The sequence below is a fragment of the Streptomyces sp. NPDC048277 genome (genome assembly GCF_040652235.1).
Classification (GTDB): domain Bacteria; phylum Actinomycetota; class Actinomycetes; order Streptomycetales; family Streptomycetaceae; genus Streptomyces.
This window is the reverse complement of sequence record NZ_JBEZLQ010000006.1, coordinates 378917-394985: the sequence shown is the minus strand read 5'-3', so window position 1 is coordinate 394985 and position 16069 is coordinate 378917. Positions and strand designations below refer to the sequence as shown.

Sequence of the window (16069 nt, the reverse complement as noted above, 5' to 3'; positions counted from 1 at the left end):
GGAACAGCGGGATTCAGGTGACCGCGCCGCTCGCCTTCAGGGCGAGGATGCGGTCCCAGTCGTAGCCGAGCTCGGCGAGGATCTCCTCGGTCTGCGCGGCGAACTCCGGTGCGGGGCCGAGGCGGGTGTCCTCGACGTCGAACTGGACGGGGCTGGCGACGAGTTCGAGGTCACCGGCCTGTCCGAGGTAGCCGTTGGCGCGGGCCTGGGTGTCGGCGGCGGCCTGGAGGGTGTCCTGGACGGGGGCCCAGGGCCCGTCCAGGGCGGCGAACCGCTCGGACCACTCGGCGAGGGTGCCGCTCGCGATGATCTCCCGGAGGATCTTCACCGCCTCCTCCGTGTGCTCGACGATGGCCTCGCCGGTCGCGAACCGGGGGTCCTCGGCGAGGTCCGGCCGGCCCAGGCACCGGCAGACGCTCGGCCAGAACCTGACCGGCTGGAGCATGACGAAGGAGATGTAGCGGTCGTCGGCGGTCCGGTAGAGGCCGGAGAGCGGGTTGTGGGGCGAGCCGTGGGCGCTGGGCCGTACGCCTTCCCAGGCGCGCTCCAGGTGCAGGGAGAGCCCGATGGCGTGGCCCATGGCCCACAGGCCGCTGCCGAACAGGGAGACGTCCACCACCGCGGCCTCGCCGGTGCGCTCGCGGCGCAGCAGGGCGGCCGCGATGCCGCCGGCCAGGTTGGTGCCGGAGATGGTGTCGCCGTAGGCGGGTCCGGGCGGGCTGATGAGGCCCTCGGTGCCGGGCGGGGTGATGCTGGCGGCGGTGCCGGCGCGGGCCCAGAAGGCGGTCATGTCGTAGCCGCCCTTGTCCGCCTCGGGGCCGCGGGGGCCGAGGGCGCTGCCCCGGGCGTACACGACCCGGGGGTTGACGGCGCGGATGTCGTCGACGTCGATGCCGAGGCGGGCGCGGGAGGCGGGCATGAAGCTGGTGAGGAACACGTCGGCGTCCTTGGCCAGTTCGTACAGCACCTCGCGGCCCTCGGGCCGGGCGACGTCGAGGCCGATGGACCGCTTGCCGCGGTTGGCGTGGGCGACGTTGGGGTTGGGGTCGCCCTCGACCCTGAAGGTGCCGGTCTGGCGCAGTCCGCGCTGCGGGTCGCCGTTGACGGCGTGCTCGACCTTGACGACGTCCGCGCCCCAGTCGGCGAGCACGGCTCCGGCCGAGGGCACGAAGCCGTACATCGCGACTTCGAGGACCCGGATGCCCTCCAGTGGCCTCATGCCCGCTCCAGGGGTACGACGACCCGGGCGAAGGACTTCTCCTCCAGGAACTCCTCGAATCCGGAACGCCCGCTCTCGCGGCCGACGCCGGACTGCTTGTAGCCGCCGAAGGGCACGTCGGCGCCGAAGTAGTTGCCGCCGTTGATGGAGAAGGTTCCGGTTCGGATGCGGCGGGCGACGCGGATCGCGCGCTCCTCGTCGGCGCTGTGCACGGCGCCGGACAGGCCGTAGCGGGAGTTGTTGGCGATCCGGACCGCGTCCTCCTCGTCGTCGAAGGGGATCACCGCGAGGACGGGTCCGAAGACCTCCTCCTGGGCGATCTCACTGTCCGGGTCGACGTCGGCCAGGAGGGTGGGTTCGTAGAAGTAGCCCGGTTCGATCCGGTTGCCGCCCCGGACGAGGGTCGCGCCCGCCGCCACGGCCCGCCGCACCATGCCGTCGACCTTGTCGCGCTGCTGTTCGCTGATCAGCGGGCCCATGGTGGTCTTGGGGTCGGCCGGGTCGCCGACGGTGACGCGTGCCATGCCCGCCGCCACCAACTGCACGATCTGGTCCTGGTGTTCGCGCGGTACGAGCAGCCGGGAGGTGAGGGCGCAGCCCTGCCCGGAGTGGGAGCAGATGGTGAAAGCGGCGAACATGCCGGCCTTCACGAAGTCGGCGTCCTCCAGGACGATCATCGCGGACTTGCCGCCGAGTTCGAGGAAGACCCGCTTCACGGAGTCCGCGGCGGCGGCCATGATCCGGCGGCCGGTGGTGGTGGCGCCGGTGAAGGTGACCACGTCGACGTCGGGATGGGTGGTGAGCAGCTCGCCGACCTCGGGGCGGGCGGAGCTGAGCACGTTGATCACGCCAGGAGGCAGATCGGTGTGCTCGGCGATGAGTTCACCGAGCGCGAGGGTGGTGAGCGGGGTCTGCGGGGCGCCCTTGAGGACGACCGTGCAGCCCGCGGCGAGGGCGGGGGCGATCTTGGCGAGGGCGAGCTGGTTGGGGTAGTTGTACGGCAGGATCGCGGCGACGACGCCGGCCGCCTCCTTCTCCACCCAGCGGTGGTGGCGCTGGCCGCGCGACTCGATCTCGCCGAGGTCCTCGGTGAACTCGTAGGACTCCAGCAGGTCGGCGTAGTACTTCACGATGCCGATGGGGTCGTCGAGCTGCGGTCCGTGGGTGAGCTGGCGGGGGGCGCCGACCTCGGCGATGGTCAGCTCGCGCAGTTCCTCGCGGTGCTCGTCGAGCGCCCGGTGGAGCCCGCGCAGGCAGCGCACCCGCAGGTCGCGGTCCGTGGACCAGCCGGTGGTGTCGAACGCGCGGCGGGCGGCGGCGACGGCCGCTTCGGCGTTGGCCGTGGTGCCGTCGGGGGCGTGGCCGAGGAGTTCGCCGGTGGCGGGGTTGTGGGTGGGGAACGTGGTGTCGGCGGTGAGGAGCTTGCCGTCGATCAGCTGGGACCTGCTCGCGGGCGCGCTCACAGCCGCACCAGCGATCCGCCGTCCACGGCGAGCACCTGGCCGGTGACCCACGCCGCGTCCTCGGAGAGCAGGAACACCAGCGCGCCCGCCTGGTCCGCGGGGGTCCCCATGCGCTTGAGGGGGAAGGACTGCACCATCGCCGTGCGGTGTGCCTCCGGGATGATGCTGCGGGCCGCCTCGGTGTCCGTCGGCCCGGGCGCGATGGCGTTGACCCGGATGCCGCGCGGGCCGAGTTCGGCGGCCAGCGAGATGGTGAGGTGGTTGACGCCTGCCTTGGCGAGTCCGTAGAAGCCGGTGGCCTGCCAGGCGGCGGTGGAGGACTGGTTGACGATCGCCGCGCCCTCCTTCAGGTGGGGCAGCACGGCGCGGGTGACGTGCAGCGCGCCGAGCAGGTTCACCTTGAGGAACCGGTCCAGGTAGTCGTAGTCGACGGTGACGATGCCCTCGCGCCGCATCCCGTGGAAGATCGCCGCGTTGTTGACGAGGTGGTCGATCCTTCCGTACTCGGCCATCACGGTGGCGGCGAGGTGTTCGGCGGAGGTGGGGTCGGCGACGTCGACCCCGACGAAGAGCGCGTCGCCGATGTCCTTGGCGACGCGCTTGCCCTGCTCCTCGTTGAGCTCCGCCACCACGACCCGCGCGCCCTCGGCGGCCAGTGCCCGGGCGTATCCCTCACCGATGCCCTGGCCGGCCCCGGTGACGATCACCACCTTGTTCTGCAACCGCATCCCAGCCTCCTTGCTCGGTTGGGCTGGAAACTACATTCTCATTTTCGGCGAATCAAGCACTCGCACACGAGAATCTGATGCTCTTGCACTTCCCGCCCCAACCACTTGGAGAATAAGGTTCTCACAAACGAAAGGGGAGTTTCCATGATCGACTCGAAGGCCGTGAGCCCGTCGCTCGGCGTGGAGTTCACGGGCGTCACGGACCCGCTCGACGACACCTTCGTGCACCGCTGCGTCGAGGCGCTCAAATGGCGGGGCGTGCTGGTCGTGCGCGGGCTGCACCTCGACGACGAGCAGCAGCTGGCGTTCAGCCGCAGGCTCGGCGAGGTGGTCGCGCTGCGCGGCCAGGAGATCTTCCCCATCTCGATCAACCCGGCCAGGAGTTCGAGCGCCAAGTACCTCAAGGGCGCCTTCTTCTGGCACCTCGACGGCACCAGCGACGACGTGCCGGTCAAGGCGACCACGCTCACCGCCCGGCACGTGGCCACGGTCGGCGGCGGCACCGACTTCGCCAGCACCTACGCCGCGTACGAGAACCTGCCGGTCAAGGAACGCGAACGGTACGAGAGTCTGCGGGTGGTGCACACCTTCGAGGCCGCGCAGCGGCTGGTGACCCCGGACCCCACCCCGGAGGAGCTGGCCGGCTGGCGCACCCAGCCCGCCCACGAGATGTCCCTGGTGTGGCGGCGCCGGGACGGCCGCCGCTCCCTCGTCGCCGGTGCCACCGCCGACCACGTCGTCGGCATGGACGCCGAGGAGAGCCGCGCCCTGCTCGACGACCTGCTCGACTGGACCACCCAGGAACGGTTCCGCTACACCCACGACTGGGAGGTCGGCGACCTGGTCGTGTGGGACAACACCGGGATCCTGCACCGGGCGCTGCCGTACGACGAGAGCTCCGAGCGGCTGCTGCACCGGACCACCGTCGTCGGTGACGAGGCCTTCGCATGACCGGGGCCGCAGCCGTCCCGGCCCGGACGGCGGTCGTCACGGGCGGCGCCTCCGGCATCGGCCTGGCGGTCGCCCGCCGGCTCGCCGCCGACGGGATGAAGGTCGCCGTACTGGACCTCGTGCCCGCCCCGGAGGGCTATGCGCTCACCGTCGACGTCACCGACCGCGGCCAGGTCGACAAGGCGATGGACGCGGTGCGCGAGCGCCTGGGGCCCGTCTCCGTGCTGGTCAACGCGGCCGGCAAGGACGGCTTCACGCGCTTCGGCGACCTGTCGTTCGCGGACTGGCAGCGGGTCGTGGACATCAATCTCAACGGCGTCTTCCACTGCGTCCAGTCGGCGCTGCCGGACATGTGGCAGGGCCGCTGGGGCCGGATCGTGAACATCTCCTCCTCCAGCACCCACTCCGGCCAGCCCTTCATGGCCCACTACGTCGCCGCCAAGTCCGCGGTGAACGGACTGACCAAGTCCCTCGCGCTGGAGCTGGGACCGCGCGGCATCACCGTCAACGCGATCCCGCCGGGCTTCGTCGACACCCCGATGCTGCGCAGCGCCGAGCGCCTGCAGCGCCTGGGCGGCACCATCGAGGAGCACATCGCGCGCACCCCCGTGCGCCGGGTGGGCCGGCCCGAGGACATCGCGGCGACCTGCTCCTTCCTGGTGAGCGAGGAGGCCGGTTACATCACCGGCCAGATCATCGGTGTGAACGGGGGCCGCAACACGTGACGAGGCTGGCGCCGATACCGTACGAGGAATGGGACGCCGAGGTCCTGCGGCCGCTCACGGGCGGCCGCACCATCCCCCCGTCCAACGCCCTCGGCCTGCTGCTGAACCATCCGCGCCTGGCCAAGGCGTTCCTGACGTTCAGCACCCAACTGGTCTACCGCGGCACGCTGCCGGACAGACTGCGCGAGCTGACGGTCCTGCGGGTCGCCTGGCGCAACCGCTGCCGGTACGAGTGGGCGCATCACGTCCTGATGGCCCGGGAGGCCGGTGTCACGGACGAGGAGGTGGAAGAGGTGCGGCGGGGCGCGGACACCCTGGTGAACAGGGCGGTGGACGAGCTCGACACCACCTCGTCGCTCTCCGACGGGCTGTACGCGGAACTGGCGAAGGAACTGGACGAGCGGCAGCTGATGGAGTTCGTGTTCACCGTCGGCGCGTACCGCATGCAGGCCATGGCCTACAACACCTTCGGCGTCGAGCCCGATGCGGACATGGACGACGGAGGGATGGACGCGGAAGGGTGAGCACACAGCGTCCCCCGCACCCCGGCCGGCCCCTTCGGGTCGTTCAGTGGGCCACGGGAAACATCGGTACACGCTCGCTCCGCGCCGTACTCGACCATCCGCGCATGACGCTGGCCGGTGTGTACGTCACCGGTGCGGACAAGGCCGGGCGCGACGCCGGCGAACTCTGCGGGACCGGCCCGACGGGCGTCGTCACCACCACCGACCCCGACGAGATACTCCGGCTGCGCGCCGACTGCGTGCTGTACATGCCCCGGGCGACCGACCACGACGAGCTGTGCGCCCTGCTGGCCTCCGGCACGAACGTGGTGACCACGGCGGGCGGTTTCCACCACCCGGCCGGCCTGGATCCCGCCCTCAGGAGCAGGGTCGAGGCGGCCTGCGGGCGGGGCGGCACGTCGCTGTACGCCACGGGGAGCAGCCCGGGCTTCATCACCGAGGCGGTACCGCTCGTCCTGGCCTCCGTGCAGCGGCGGCTGGAGAAGCTGACGATCCATGAGTACGCCGATCTGTCCCGGCGGGACTCGCCGGGGCTGCTGTTCGACGTGATGGGCTTCGGCGGGGCACCGGACGGCACGTTCGACGAAGGCCGCCTGGCGCACGTCCGGTCGGGTTTCGGGCCGTCCCTGCGACTGGTCGCCGACGCCCTGGGCCTGCCCCTCGAATCCGTCGAGGCCCGGGGCCGGGTCGCCACCGCCGCGCGTACGACCGCCATCGCCGCCGGTGTCCTGCGTGCGGGGACGGTGGCCGCGCAGCGGATCACGCTGTCCGGTCGCCACGACGGCCGTACGCTGCTGGAGTTCAACGCGACCTGGTACTGCACCACGGAGCTGGACACGGACTGGGACCTGCGTCCCACCGGCTGGCATCTGACGGTCGACGGCGACACCCCGCTGGACATCGACATGCGGTTCCCGGTGCCGCTGGAGCGGCTGGCCGCCGTGTCACCCGGCTACACCGCGCACCGGGCGGTCAACGCCGTCCCCGCCGTGTGCGCGGCGGCCCCCGGCATCCGCACGACCGTGGACCTCCCCCTGTTCACCGCGGATCTCGGCTGAGGCCGGGCACGGGAGGGGGTCACAGCCCCCTCCCACTCGGCTCTTGCGGGTGTCCCGGGTGTCATTCGGGGCGGCCGAAGCGGCGGGCGGCCCAGAGCAGGGCCATGACTCCGGCGGCCAGCAGGAGGGCGCCTTCCAGGAGCAGGGGAGGCTGCCACCCGGACCACTCGATGCCCACGGTGGTCGCCTGGTCCGGTACCCGTAGCGCGATGCCGCGGCGGAGCAGGTCCACTCCGTAGGCGAGCGGATTCACGGCGGCCAGCGCATGGGCCCAGCCCGGCAGGTTCTCCAGCGGGAAGAAGCCGCCGGAGAGGAACAGCAGCGGCATCATCACCAGACCGAGCAGCATCTGGAAGACCTCGGGCCGGTTGAGGCTCACGGCCAGCAGCAGGGACAGGGCCGTGACGGTGAAGGAGGCCAGGATCATGCCGGCGAGGAGCAGCACCAGGAGGAGCGGGTCGTACGGCAGGCCGACGGCCCCTGCCAGGCCGAGGAGGACGGCGCCCTGGACCGTGGAGACGATGGTGCCGCCGGCGCAGCTGCCGAGCAGCAGGGTGGGCCGGCTGACCGGGGCCATCAGGAGTTCGCGCAGGTAGCCGCTCTGCCGGTCGGTGATCAGGCGGATTCCCACGATGATGGCCGGCGCCTGGACCGTCATCATCAGCATGCCCGGGAAGAGGTAGGTCTGGTAACCGACACCCAGCGAGGAGTTCGGGATCAGGGCGGCCAGACCTCCCCCGAGGACGAAGAGGTAGAGCACCGGCTGGATCAGCATCAGGGCGGTGTGGACGGGCTGGGACGCAAGGCGCAGCAGATCGCGGTGGACCAGGGCGTGGACCGCGCGCAGTTCGTGGCGCACGGGGGGCCTCGGCTCACGGCCGGCGCGGCCGGGGGCGCCCGGGTCGTCGGGGGTACCGGAGGCGTCCGAGGCCGGGAGAGCGGGTGCGGTCATGGGGCCTCCTCGGCCACTGCCGTGGTGCCGTCCGGAACCGGGGCGGCCGGTGTCCGGTGGGAGCGGGGGGCGTGGATGCTGCGGCCGGTGTGGTGGAAGAAGACGTCGTCGAGCGTGGGCGGGGTCGCGGACGCGGCCCGCACCGCGATGCCGTGGGCTTCCAGTGCCGCGCACAGCCGCGGAATCCAGGCGCTGCCGTCGGGCACCCGCAGGGACACGCCCTCGTGGTCCAGGGTGACGGTGAGGCCCGACGGCACGGTCCGGCCCACGACCTGTCGTGCTTCCGTGTCGTCGCTGGTGCGCAGCACCACCCGGTCCGCCCCGATCGCGGCCTTCAGGGCGAGGGGCGTGTCCTGGGCCACGAGTCGGCCGTGGTCGAGAATGCCGAGGCGGTCGCAGTTCTCCGCCTCCTCCAGGTAGTGGGTGGTGACGAAGAGCGTGCTGCCGTGCTGGTCGCGCAGTGCGCGCAGGTGTTCCCAGATCTGGGCACGGGCGTGCGGGTCGAGTCCGGTGGTCGGCTCGTCGAGGAACAGCACCTTGGGTGCGTGCAGCAGGCCACGGGCGAGCTCCAGACGGCGGCGCATGCCTCCGGACAGGGTGCGTACCGGGGAACGCCGCCGGTCGGTCAGTCCGACCGTTTCGAGCATCTCGGCGGTGCGCAGGCGGGCGTGGCGGCGGCGCAGTCCGTAGAGGCGTGCGTGGATGTGCAGGTTCTGTTCGGCTGTCAGGTCCGGGTCCAGGGCGCTGTGCTGGAAGAGCATCCCGACCGATCGCCGTACCTGGTCCGGCCGGGTGAGCACGTCGGCGCCCGCCACGGTGGCCTGTCCGGCGGTGGGGCGGGCCAGGGCGCACAGCAGGGCGAGGGTGGTGGACTTCCCCGCGCCGTTGGGGCCGAGGAAGGCGAAGGTCTCGCCTTGGAGCACGTCCAGGTCCAGGCCGCGAACGGCGTGGGTGGTGGTCCCGTCCGGGCCCGGGTAGCTCTTGACCAGACCGCGTGTGCTGATGGCGTACACGGGCTGGGCGCCGAGCTGGGCGGCATCCGGGTGCGTGAGGGCGGTGTTCGGGGGGGTTGCTCGGGTGCGAGCGTCGTCACCGGCATGTGGCTGCATGGTCGGGTCCTCGTCCACGGGGGGTGTCTTCCGCAGGCCTGCCGGCCGCACCGGGCCTGGCTCCGGCCGGTGGCGGCCCGGGGGCGCCACCGGCCGGAGTATCTAGGTTAGGCGCAGCTGATGCCCACGCAGACGGTGTTGAGCAGCGTCAGCAGGCCGACGCACGCGCACGTACCGCTGAACGACGCTCCGTCGAAGTCGACCGGGTCGGTCTCCGGCAGGGCGTGCAGCTCGGCCAGCAGCTCAAGCGCCTGGTTCTCCATGACATTCTCCTTCTGTGAGCGGTTACGACAGGGGATTTCCTGTCGCTCAGCCCGGCTGCTGGACAGTCCAGTGCCGGGAGTCTGTGTGGCGGGTCCTCAGGAGGAACGCCAGGATTCCTGCGGACCCGTCGCTCCAGCTCGTCGAGACGTCCCCGTACTCGTTGGGGAAGACGACGTGGCTGTCGCGGTGGGCGCGTTCGGAGACGATGAGGCGGGCATGGTCCTCGGCCATCGCGCGGTAGGCGGGATCCCCGGTGGCGTCGGCCATGTCGAGGAGGAAGTCACCGTTGCCCGCCAGCCCGTGGCACTGGGCGACGGCGGCGCGGGACGCGCGCTCCACGACGGCGTGCGTGGCGCCGTGGGCAAGATCGCCGAATCGTTTGTCCCCGGTCCGCTGCCAGAGCCGGACCAGGAAGGAGCCGATGCCCGCCGAACCGTGGCACCAGTACGGTGCCGTGGGCACGTCCGTGGCCTGGGCCGGCCACTGGGCGGCTTGGCCGACCATCACGGCGTTGGCCACCAGGTGCTCTCCCGCCGCCATGGCCAGGTCCATGTGTTCCGGCCGGCCGGAGACGGCCGCGGCGGTGAGGAGGAAGCAGCCGATGCCTGCCGTTCCGTGCGCGAAGCCCAGATAGCGTTTGCCGGCCTCTTCGGAAACGGCTTCCGCGGGGACGGGCCAGCTCACGCCGGACGGCTCGGGCTGTGCGGCGGCGGCCAGCCGGTCGGCCGCGTCGACGACCAGTTCGGCCAGGCGTGGGTCACCGGTACGGTGCCACAGGTGGGCGGCGGCGAGTCCGCTGCCCGCGGAGCCGTGGGTGATGTCGTGACTGAGCGTCGACTCCAGCGGGGCCGTTGCCAGGGCCAGGGCGTGGTCCGTGAGCGCGCGGTCGTCGACGGCACGTCCGGCGTCGTACAGTGCCCACGCGATTCCGCGGCCGCCGAAGTGCAGGCCCGGACGGATGGAGCGGGTGTCGGTACGGGCGGCGATCCAGTTGCCCGCGCTGGAGATCAGTTCCGGCAGGCGCGGGTCGCCGGTGAGCTCGAAGTACCGTGTCAGGACTGCCAGTACACCTGCCGCGCCCTGCTGCACGGTGCAGGGGTCGGTCTCCCCGGCCAGGGTGGACACGGGCCACAGCCGCCGGTCGTCGGCCGGGGTCATGGAATCGACGAGGTGGTTCACCATCCCGGTGACCGCGGCCTGTGTCACGGCGTCCGGCTCGTCCGTCCGGGCCGGTCCGGCGGCGGGGTGCCGCGGCCGCGCCGGGTTCGTCTCGCGGAGAGCCGCACGCGCCCTGGCCAGGTCCCAGCGCTCGCCGGGATCGTCCTTCATCAGCCCGAGGATCAACTCCGGCAGGCCGTCCGGCAGGTGCAACGTTCCGGCACAGGCGGTCAGCCACTCGGCGAACCGCTGCTCCACGGGCCTGGTGTCCGGCTCCTCGGGCAGCAGGTTCGGTACCTTCCCGCAGAGCACGAAGCACACGGTGGCACCGAGGCTGTAGTAGTCGGCCGTCGGGGAGACCGGAGCGTCCAGCAGGCGCTCGGGGGCGCTGAAGCCGGGGGTCCCCACTTTGGTCGGGAGCGGGACGTCGTCCTCCAGGACGGCGAGCTCCAGGTCGATGAGGCGCAGTTCTCCGTCGGGGCGGACCATGACGTTGCCGGGCGTGAAGTCCCTCAGTACACAGCCGCGGGCGTGCGCCGCCGCGACCAGCTCCACCAGGCGTCCGACCTGGGCGAGCGCGTCCGCCCGGTAGCTTTCGCTTCCGACGTCACGGAAGCGCTCGGCGACCCAGTTGCGCAGGGGCACGCCCGGTACTTCCTCCTGGGCGAGGAACAGGTGCCCGCCCGTCTCGAACATCGCGAGCGGCTCCGGAGCAAGTCCCGTGCCCTTGAGCTTCTCCAGCGTCCTCGCCTCGGCCCGCAGCCAGTCGCGGATGTCGGAGCCGGACGCGTCGCCCTCGACGTGCGGACGGGTCTCCTTGATCACCACGGGTGCGCCCGTGGTGATGTCGGTGCCCCGGTAGACGCCGCCCTTGTTGGTGTGCCGGATCGCTTCCCGTACCGAGAACCGGCCGCCGAGCACCACCGGCCTGCGCGCCGCCTTCTGCTGTTGCGGCGGCTGCGGCACCGCGGCGGGGAAGGGGCTGACCGCCCAAGGGGGCGGAGAGTACTGTCCGGTGCGCTTGTCCTCCACGGGGTTGCCGTCGGGGTCCTCGATGTACCACACCAGCAGTCCCTGGTCCGACAGCCGCCGCCGGCCGGCGAAGGCGCCGTAGCGGTAGTGCACCAGACTGTGCGGGGCGTACGGCTGGTCGGACAGGATCCGGGGGCCGGCCAGTCCCGCCGTGGCCTTGTGCAGCTGCAGTGCTATTCGGGCCGCGTCGCCGTCGGAGGTCGGGTACACGGTGATGAACTTGCCGGAGCTTCCCCGGGGCGTGGCACGGGAGTTGAGCGCGCTCACCTGTTCGAGCGACCGGACGAACTTGAATGCCGACTCCTCACGCAGCAGCACATCCAGGGCCTTCAGGAGGACTTCCGGTGCGGATGCGGCCGTCGCGGACACGTGCAGCTTCCAGCCCTGCCGGCGTTGCACACCGGACTGGCGTACGAGGCGGCACCACATCTCGTCCGCGTGGGTCGTCCAATGCTCACCCGTACCGGTGGCCTGTAGCGCTCGACCGAGCAGACTTTCGAGGTCGACTTCGGTTGCGTTGCTCGTCATGCATATCCCTCCCGACGGCGAGAACCGCTGAATGGAATATGCCTTCAGTAGGAAGAAATGCACAATACCGAGTCGCACTTTTCAGTGAGCGCACGGTGTTGTTACGACGGCTGACGGCGCAGTCCGGCGCGAATAGAGGCGCGCGGGCGCCACCGATTCGGAAATACTCCACCCGTTCGACAACGCGGCCGCCCGTACTCGGAAAATGCAAACAGCCCGAGTCGATTCGTCGCGAACAAAGGCCTGGCGACAAGGATTCGGGACTACTTCCCCCGATCCCTACAGCAAACCCTCACGTCCAATCCACCACACCCACCATCGCACCTGGAACACGCGCCCACAGCTCAACCACCAAAAACTATCCCCACGAACTTCACCTCGAACACCCACAGATGAATTCCCGTCACGCGCGCCCAGCGGGCGGAACGCCGGCCAAACTCACGGAAGGCCGAATCCGAACCCACCGAAAAGGCCGAATCTGAACCTATCGAACACAGGCCATATACATCGATCGAACCAAATTCGATGACGCCCACGGTCCGGCGTCGAACGCATTTCGAACTTGATTGGCCCTTTTCGTAGTTCAGTCGACGCGGAACGAAAGTGTCACGCTTTCGAGCGGAATTTTACGTGTGTCCGACCATGCGGACCGACGCGCTGTTCGAGTTGCACAGCGCGTTGCTGCGGGGCCCCGGTGACCGTCGTGTCGGCCATCGGCCTGCCACCGAAAGGCAACCGCATGTCCCTGCTGCGCCTCGGCGTCTCGCGCTTCGACGACGTTGCGGTCGGCAACCGTCTGCTGGACAGCGGATTCGGCCTCGACACGGACCCGCTTGTTCTGCTGTCGGCCGTCGCCGGGGCGACGACGCGCCTGCGGCTGCTGACGTCCGTACTCGTCGCGCTGGAATCCTGACGAGTTCGATGCCGTCGGTGTGCCTGCCCGTGAACGCGGTGCGCGCACCGACGACCACCTCGCCGCCGCCAAGGCCCTGTGGGCCCGGCGGCCCGCGGACTTCGACGGGCCGTTCACGACTCTGCGCGCCGCGCACCTGGGAGTGCCTCCGGTCACGGCCGGCGGTTCGGCGACGGCTGGTACGGCACCGGCGTCGACGCCGCGGAGGTCACCGATGTCCGGCGCCGCCTGCGTGACCTCGCCGGAATCGAGAACGCCGACCGCCTGACGCTCGCCTCGGCCGCGTTCCTCACTCCCCCCGGTGTCCCCGCGGCGAGCGTCGTCGACGACCTCCGGCAGCTCGCCGAGGCAGGACTCACCGCCTGCACCCTGTGGCTGCCGGTCACGGCCGAGGTGGCACCGCGGCTGACCTGATGCCGTGGCCGACAAGCCGGGCCGCTCGTCGAAGCCGGGGACTCCTGGAGCGCCTCAGCCCCGCTTCAGGCGGTCCTTCATCTCGTCCAGCCGGGTCAGGATCGGATAGCCGTCCACGCTCAGGGCGTTGCCGTGACCGGTCTGGTGGATGTCGAAGACCGACTGGAGGGCGGCGTAGAAGCCCTGAACGTCGAGGGTCTGGTTCACGGCGCGCTTGGCCTGGCGGAGGCCGAAGGGCGGCATCTGTGCGATGCGCCGCGCCAACTCGTCCGTCGCGGTGCCGAGTTCGGCGAGCGGGACGACCTTGTTGACCATGCCGACCTGTTCGGCCTCGTGCGCGGTCAGGGGGCGGCCGGTGAAGAGGATCTCCTTGGCCTTGCGGGGTCCCAGCTCCCAGGTGTGGCCGTGGTACTCGACCCCGCCGATGCCCATGTGGACCACCGGGTCGGAGAACTCGGCGTTCTCCGCGGCCACGATCAGGTCGCACGGCCAGCACAGCATCAGCCCGGCCGCGATGCACTTGCCCTGCACCGCCGCGATGGTGGGCTTCGGGATGTTGCGCCACTTCAGCGAGTACTCGAGGTACCGGCGGGTCTCGGCGTCGTAGATCCACTCCAGGGTGATCTCGCCGGGTCCGGGCCAGCGGTCCTTCAGGTCGTGGCCGGCGGAGAAGTGCCGGCCGTTGGCGCGCAGCACGACGACCCGGACCTCCTCGTCCCGGGCCGCACGGGTCCAGGCGGCGTCCAGGTCGTCGAGGAGGGCCATGGTCTGGGCGTTCGCGGCCTCGGGGCGGTTGAGGGTGATCGTCGCGATGCCGTCCTCGGCGTCGTACAGGATCTGGTCCATGGCGGGTGTCCTCTATCGCGGCAGGCCGAGGATGCGCTCGGCGACGATGTTGCGCTGGATCTCACTGGTGCCGCCCGCGATGGTGCCGGCGAAACTGCGCGCGTACCGCTCGAACCAGCTGGAGATGAAGGCCTCGTTGTTCATGTGGTGGTACGGCCCGGTGCGCGCGGGGTGCGGCAGGGCGTCGGCGCCGTGGGCCTCCAGGGCGTGCAGGGAGGCGGACTGGACGGCCTCGGAGCCGAGCAGTTTCAGCACGGAGAGCTCGGAGTCCTTGCGGTCCGGGCCGAGTTGCCGGTAGCCGAGCAGCCGTAGCGCCTGGAGGTCCATCAGGAGCGTGGCGTACCAGTCCTGGCCTGCGCCGACGTCGGCGGCGTCGTGCACCAGGTCCTCCAGACGTTCGGCGAACGACAGCCACAGCAGGGTGCGTTCGTGCCCCAGGGAGCCGTTGGCCACCCGCCAGCCCTCGTTCAGCGGCCCGACGAGGTTCTCCCGCGGCACCCGGACGTCGGTGAGGAACACCTCGTTGAAGTCGAGGTCGTCCTCGGCGGCCATCGAGCCGAAGGGACGCCGTACGACGCCCTCGGTGGCCGTGGGGATCAGCAGGGCGCTGATGCCCTTGTGCTTGGGTGCGTCGGGATCCGTGCGGACGAAGGCGAGGAGGACGTCGGCGTCGTGGGCGCCGGAGGTCCAGATCTTCTGGCCGTTGACGGTGAAGGTGTCGCCGTCCAGCACCGCCCGGGTGCGCAGGGAGGCCAGGTCCGAGCCTGCTTCCGGCTCGCTCATGCCGAGGGCCGCGGTGGTCTCGGCGCGCAGGATCGGCACCGCCCAGCGGCGCTTCTGCTCCTCGGTGCCGAAGGTGATCAGGGACGCGGCGATGATGCCGAGGCCCTGCGGGTTGAAGCTGTGGTAGATCCGGCGGCGGGCCAACTCCTCCAGATGCGCGAGCTGTTGCGGCAGCGTGGCACCGCGGCCGCCGTACTCCGCGGGCTGGCCGGGCAGCAGCCAGCCCGCGTCGAACAGGGTGCGCTGCCAGCGGCGTGCCCAGTCGGGGACGTGGGCGCTGGAGCGGGAGCGGTCCCGCGCCTCGTGCTCGGCGGGCAGGTTAGCGTCCAGGAAGGCGGAGAACTCGGCGCGGAAGTCCGCCACTTCGGGATCGTCGGCGAGTCTCATGGGGCCAGCAGTGCCTTCCGATGCGCGGCCGCGGTGCCGAGGAGCAGGTCGCAGGCCTGGGCTCGTTTCAGGTGGTACTGGAGCTCGTTCTCCCAGGTGAAGCCCATGGCGCCGAAGAGCTGCAGCCCGTGCCGGAAGACCAGTCGCTGGCACTCCCCCGCCGCGGCCTTGGCCATGTGGGCGGCCCGGGTACGCCGCGGGTCCTCCTCGGCGATGGTCAGGGCGGAGAAGTGGGTGAGGGCACGGGCGCGTTCGATCGCCACATACATGTCGGCGGCCTTGTGCTTGACGGCCTGGAAGGAGCCGAGCGGGCGGCCGAACTGCACCCGCCGCTGCACATGGTCCAGGGTCAGGTCGAGGATCCGGCGGCAGGCGCCGACCGCGGTGGCCGCGAGCCCCGTCAGCGCCAGGTCGGGCACGCCCTCGGCGAGGGCCCCGGCCTCGACCTCCGCCACGTGCAGGTTCGGGTCGAGCACGGGGACCCGGCGCGCCGCCAGCTCGGCTCCGGGTACGACGACCACGCCGTCCGGGGTGAGCAGAGCGACCTCGTCGGCCCGGTCGGCGTCCAGGACGTACCGCCCGGTGCCGTCGAAGACCGCCGTGCCGCTGCCCTCGGGGAGGCGGCCGGTCAGCGGGGCGAACCAGGTGGCGGTGGCCAGGAACGGGGTCGGGTCGGCGGCGTAGCCCAACTCCTCCAGGATGAGGGCGAGTTCCAGCGGAGGCGCCTCCAGCCAGCCGAGCCGCCGGTAAGTGCTCCACTGCTGCTCCTCGGGCCGGCCGCGGACCTTGGCGACCGTCTCGCGCACCGTGCGCCGCAGCAGCTGTTGGTCCTCGTCGAGTTCGAACTCCACGCCTGCCTCCGCCCTGTCCGTACCGGTGGCCGCACACCGGGCGCGAGCCCGGGTCGGGCGAGAATAGCATTCTCGCTACATGAAAGTAATGCTCTTGTTTCCTACAGAGTGCGATTCGGTAGGGGGAGTACCCTCTCTTTTCACATGCGTGGAGTACCGTTCTA

General features: G+C 71.0%; 17 protein-coding genes. 6 read left to right on the top strand and 11 right to left on the bottom strand.

The window, feature by feature from the left end; translation table 11 throughout:
- Nucleotides 1-13: 13 nt before the first annotated feature.
- Genes AB0D85_RS16935 through AB0D85_RS16925 form a run of 3 tightly spaced genes read right to left on the bottom strand, consistent with a single transcriptional unit; the run spans nucleotide 14 to nucleotide 3410 of the window.
- On the bottom strand, nucleotides 14-1219 hold the full coding sequence (locus AB0D85_RS16935) for a CoA transferase (protein ID WP_362320199.1): 1206 nt from the start codon (nucleotides 1217-1219) through the stop codon (nucleotides 14-16).
- Complete coding sequence (locus tag AB0D85_RS16930; protein ID WP_362320196.1) at nucleotides 1216-2682, bottom strand: aldehyde dehydrogenase family protein; 1467 nt, start codon at nucleotides 2680-2682, stop codon at nucleotides 1216-1218. The genes AB0D85_RS16935 and AB0D85_RS16930 overlap by 4 nt, the downstream gene beginning before the upstream one ends.
- Nucleotides 2679-3410 carry an SDR family oxidoreductase gene (locus AB0D85_RS16925; RefSeq protein WP_362320194.1) on the bottom strand — a complete coding sequence of 244 codons (732 nt, stop codon included), beginning with the start codon at nucleotides 3408-3410 and terminating at the stop codon, nucleotides 2679-2681. Before AB0D85_RS16925 ends, AB0D85_RS16930 begins: the two co-directional genes overlap by 4 nt.
- Before the next feature lie 144 nt (nucleotides 3411-3554).
- On the opposite strand from AB0D85_RS16925, the gene AB0D85_RS16920 reads away from it, so the two are divergent.
- Genes AB0D85_RS16920 through AB0D85_RS16905 form a run of 4 tightly spaced genes read left to right on the top strand, consistent with a single transcriptional unit; the run spans nucleotide 3555 to nucleotide 6668 of the window.
- Nucleotides 3555-4361, top strand: a complete 807-nt coding sequence (locus AB0D85_RS16920; protein ID WP_362320191.1) for a TauD/TfdA family dioxygenase — start codon at nucleotides 3555-3557, stop codon at nucleotides 4359-4361.
- Entirely contained in the window at nucleotides 4358-5086 is a 729-nt protein-coding gene (locus AB0D85_RS16915) for an SDR family NAD(P)-dependent oxidoreductase (protein ID WP_362320188.1), read from the top strand. Before AB0D85_RS16920 ends, AB0D85_RS16915 begins: the two co-directional genes overlap by 4 nt.
- Entirely contained in the window at nucleotides 5083-5610 is a 528-nt protein-coding gene (locus AB0D85_RS16910) for a carboxymuconolactone decarboxylase family protein (protein ID WP_362320186.1), read from the top strand. The genes AB0D85_RS16915 and AB0D85_RS16910 overlap by 4 nt, the downstream gene beginning before the upstream one ends.
- Complete coding sequence (locus AB0D85_RS16905; protein WP_362320183.1) at nucleotides 5607-6668, top strand: dihydrodipicolinate reductase; 1062 nt, start codon at nucleotides 5607-5609, stop codon at nucleotides 6666-6668. Before AB0D85_RS16910 ends, AB0D85_RS16905 begins: the two co-directional genes overlap by 4 nt.
- 61 nt (nucleotides 6669-6729) lie before the next feature.
- Here AB0D85_RS16905 and AB0D85_RS16900 read toward each other — a convergent pair whose 3' ends face one another.
- The 5 genes from AB0D85_RS16900 to AB0D85_RS16880 all read right to left on the bottom strand — a co-directional run bounded on the left by AB0D85_RS16900 (nucleotide 6730) and on the right by AB0D85_RS16880 (nucleotide 12247).
- Nucleotides 6730-7620 (bottom strand): ABC transporter permease, encoded by an 891-nt coding sequence (locus AB0D85_RS16900; RefSeq protein WP_362320180.1) that lies wholly within the window; start codon nucleotides 7618-7620, stop codon nucleotides 6730-6732.
- On the bottom strand, nucleotides 7617-8729 hold the full coding sequence (locus AB0D85_RS16895; RefSeq protein WP_362320177.1) for an ATP-binding cassette domain-containing protein: 1113 nt from the start codon (nucleotides 8727-8729) through the stop codon (nucleotides 7617-7619). The genes AB0D85_RS16900 and AB0D85_RS16895 overlap by 4 nt, the downstream gene beginning before the upstream one ends.
- A gap of 107 nt (nucleotides 8730-8836) precedes the next feature.
- Complete coding sequence (locus AB0D85_RS16890; protein WP_165939227.1) at nucleotides 8837-8992, bottom strand: VenA family class IV lanthipeptide; 156 nt, start codon at nucleotides 8990-8992, stop codon at nucleotides 8837-8839.
- Between the two features lie 46 nt (nucleotides 8993-9038).
- Nucleotides 9039-11711: a class IV lanthionine synthetase LanL gene (lanL, locus tag AB0D85_RS16885; protein ID WP_362320174.1), complete on the bottom strand. Its 2673-nt coding sequence runs from the start codon at nucleotides 11709-11711 to the stop codon at nucleotides 9039-9041.
- A gap of 344 nt (nucleotides 11712-12055) precedes the next feature.
- Nucleotides 12056-12247 carry a hypothetical protein gene (locus tag AB0D85_RS16880; protein ID WP_362320170.1) on the bottom strand — a complete coding sequence of 64 codons (192 nt, stop codon included), beginning with the start codon at nucleotides 12245-12247 and terminating at the stop codon, nucleotides 12056-12058.
- A gap of 158 nt (nucleotides 12248-12405) precedes the next feature.
- Between AB0D85_RS16880 and AB0D85_RS16875 the strand changes: the two genes are divergently transcribed.
- Nucleotides 12406-12624 (top strand): hypothetical protein, encoded by a 219-nt coding sequence (locus AB0D85_RS16875; protein ID WP_362320167.1) that lies wholly within the window; start codon nucleotides 12406-12408, stop codon nucleotides 12622-12624.
- Between the two features lie 19 nt (nucleotides 12625-12643).
- A complete protein-coding gene (locus tag AB0D85_RS16870) occupies nucleotides 12644-12892 on the top strand; it encodes a hypothetical protein (protein ID WP_362320164.1) in 249 nt (82 codons plus the stop codon).
- Nucleotides 12893-13092: 200 nt separating this feature from the next.
- Here the strand turns inward: AB0D85_RS16870 and AB0D85_RS16865 are convergent, their stop codons facing one another.
- The 3 genes from AB0D85_RS16865 to AB0D85_RS16855 are packed head-to-tail and all read right to left on the bottom strand — an operon-like array spanning nucleotide 13093 to nucleotide 15905.
- Nucleotides 13093-13884 carry an enoyl-CoA hydratase gene (locus AB0D85_RS16865; RefSeq protein ID WP_362320160.1) on the bottom strand — a complete coding sequence of 264 codons (792 nt, stop codon included), beginning with the start codon at nucleotides 13882-13884 and terminating at the stop codon, nucleotides 13093-13095.
- A gap of 12 nt (nucleotides 13885-13896) precedes the next feature.
- Complete coding sequence (locus AB0D85_RS16860) at nucleotides 13897-15054, bottom strand: acyl-CoA dehydrogenase family protein (RefSeq protein ID WP_362320157.1); 1158 nt, start codon at nucleotides 15052-15054, stop codon at nucleotides 13897-13899.
- Nucleotides 15051-15905 carry an acyl-CoA dehydrogenase family protein gene (locus tag AB0D85_RS16855; protein ID WP_362320154.1) on the bottom strand — a complete coding sequence of 285 codons (855 nt, stop codon included), beginning with the start codon at nucleotides 15903-15905 and terminating at the stop codon, nucleotides 15051-15053. Before AB0D85_RS16855 ends, AB0D85_RS16860 begins: the two co-directional genes overlap by 4 nt.
- Nucleotides 15906-16069: the final 164 nt, after the last annotated feature.

Excerpts from the sequence above, each read along its gene's own strand:
- AB0D85_RS16860 (WP_362320157.1), bottom strand. The coding sequence starts at position 15,054 with ATGAGACTCGCCGACGATCCCGAAGTGGCGGACTTCCGCGCCGAGTTC.
- AB0D85_RS16925 (WP_362320194.1), bottom strand. The coding sequence starts at position 3,410 with ATGCGGTTGCAGAACAAGGTGGTGATCGTCACCGGGGCCGGCCAGGGC.
- AB0D85_RS16890 (WP_165939227.1), bottom strand. The coding sequence starts at position 8,992 with ATGGAGAACCAGGCGCTTGAGCTGCTGGCCGAGCTGCACGCCCTGCCG.
- AB0D85_RS16935 (WP_362320199.1), bottom strand. The coding sequence starts at position 1,219 with ATGAGGCCACTGGAGGGCATCCGGGTCCTCGAAGTCGCGATGTACGGC.
- AB0D85_RS16895 (WP_362320177.1), bottom strand. The coding sequence starts at position 8,729 with ATGCAGCCACATGCCGGTGACGACGCTCGCACCCGAGCAACCCCCCCG.
- AB0D85_RS16915 (WP_362320188.1), top strand. The coding sequence starts at position 4,358 with ATGACCGGGGCCGCAGCCGTCCCGGCCCGGACGGCGGTCGTCACGGGC.
- AB0D85_RS16900 (WP_362320180.1), bottom strand. The coding sequence starts at position 7,620 with ATGACCGCACCCGCTCTCCCGGCCTCGGACGCCTCCGGTACCCCCGAC.
- AB0D85_RS16920 (WP_362320191.1), top strand. The coding sequence starts at position 3,555 with ATGATCGACTCGAAGGCCGTGAGCCCGTCGCTCGGCGTGGAGTTCACG.
- lanL (WP_362320174.1), bottom strand. The coding sequence starts at position 11,711 with ATGACGAGCAACGCAACCGAAGTCGACCTCGAAAGTCTGCTCGGTCGA.
- AB0D85_RS16865 (WP_362320160.1), bottom strand. The coding sequence starts at position 13,884 with ATGGACCAGATCCTGTACGACGCCGAGGACGGCATCGCGACGATCACC.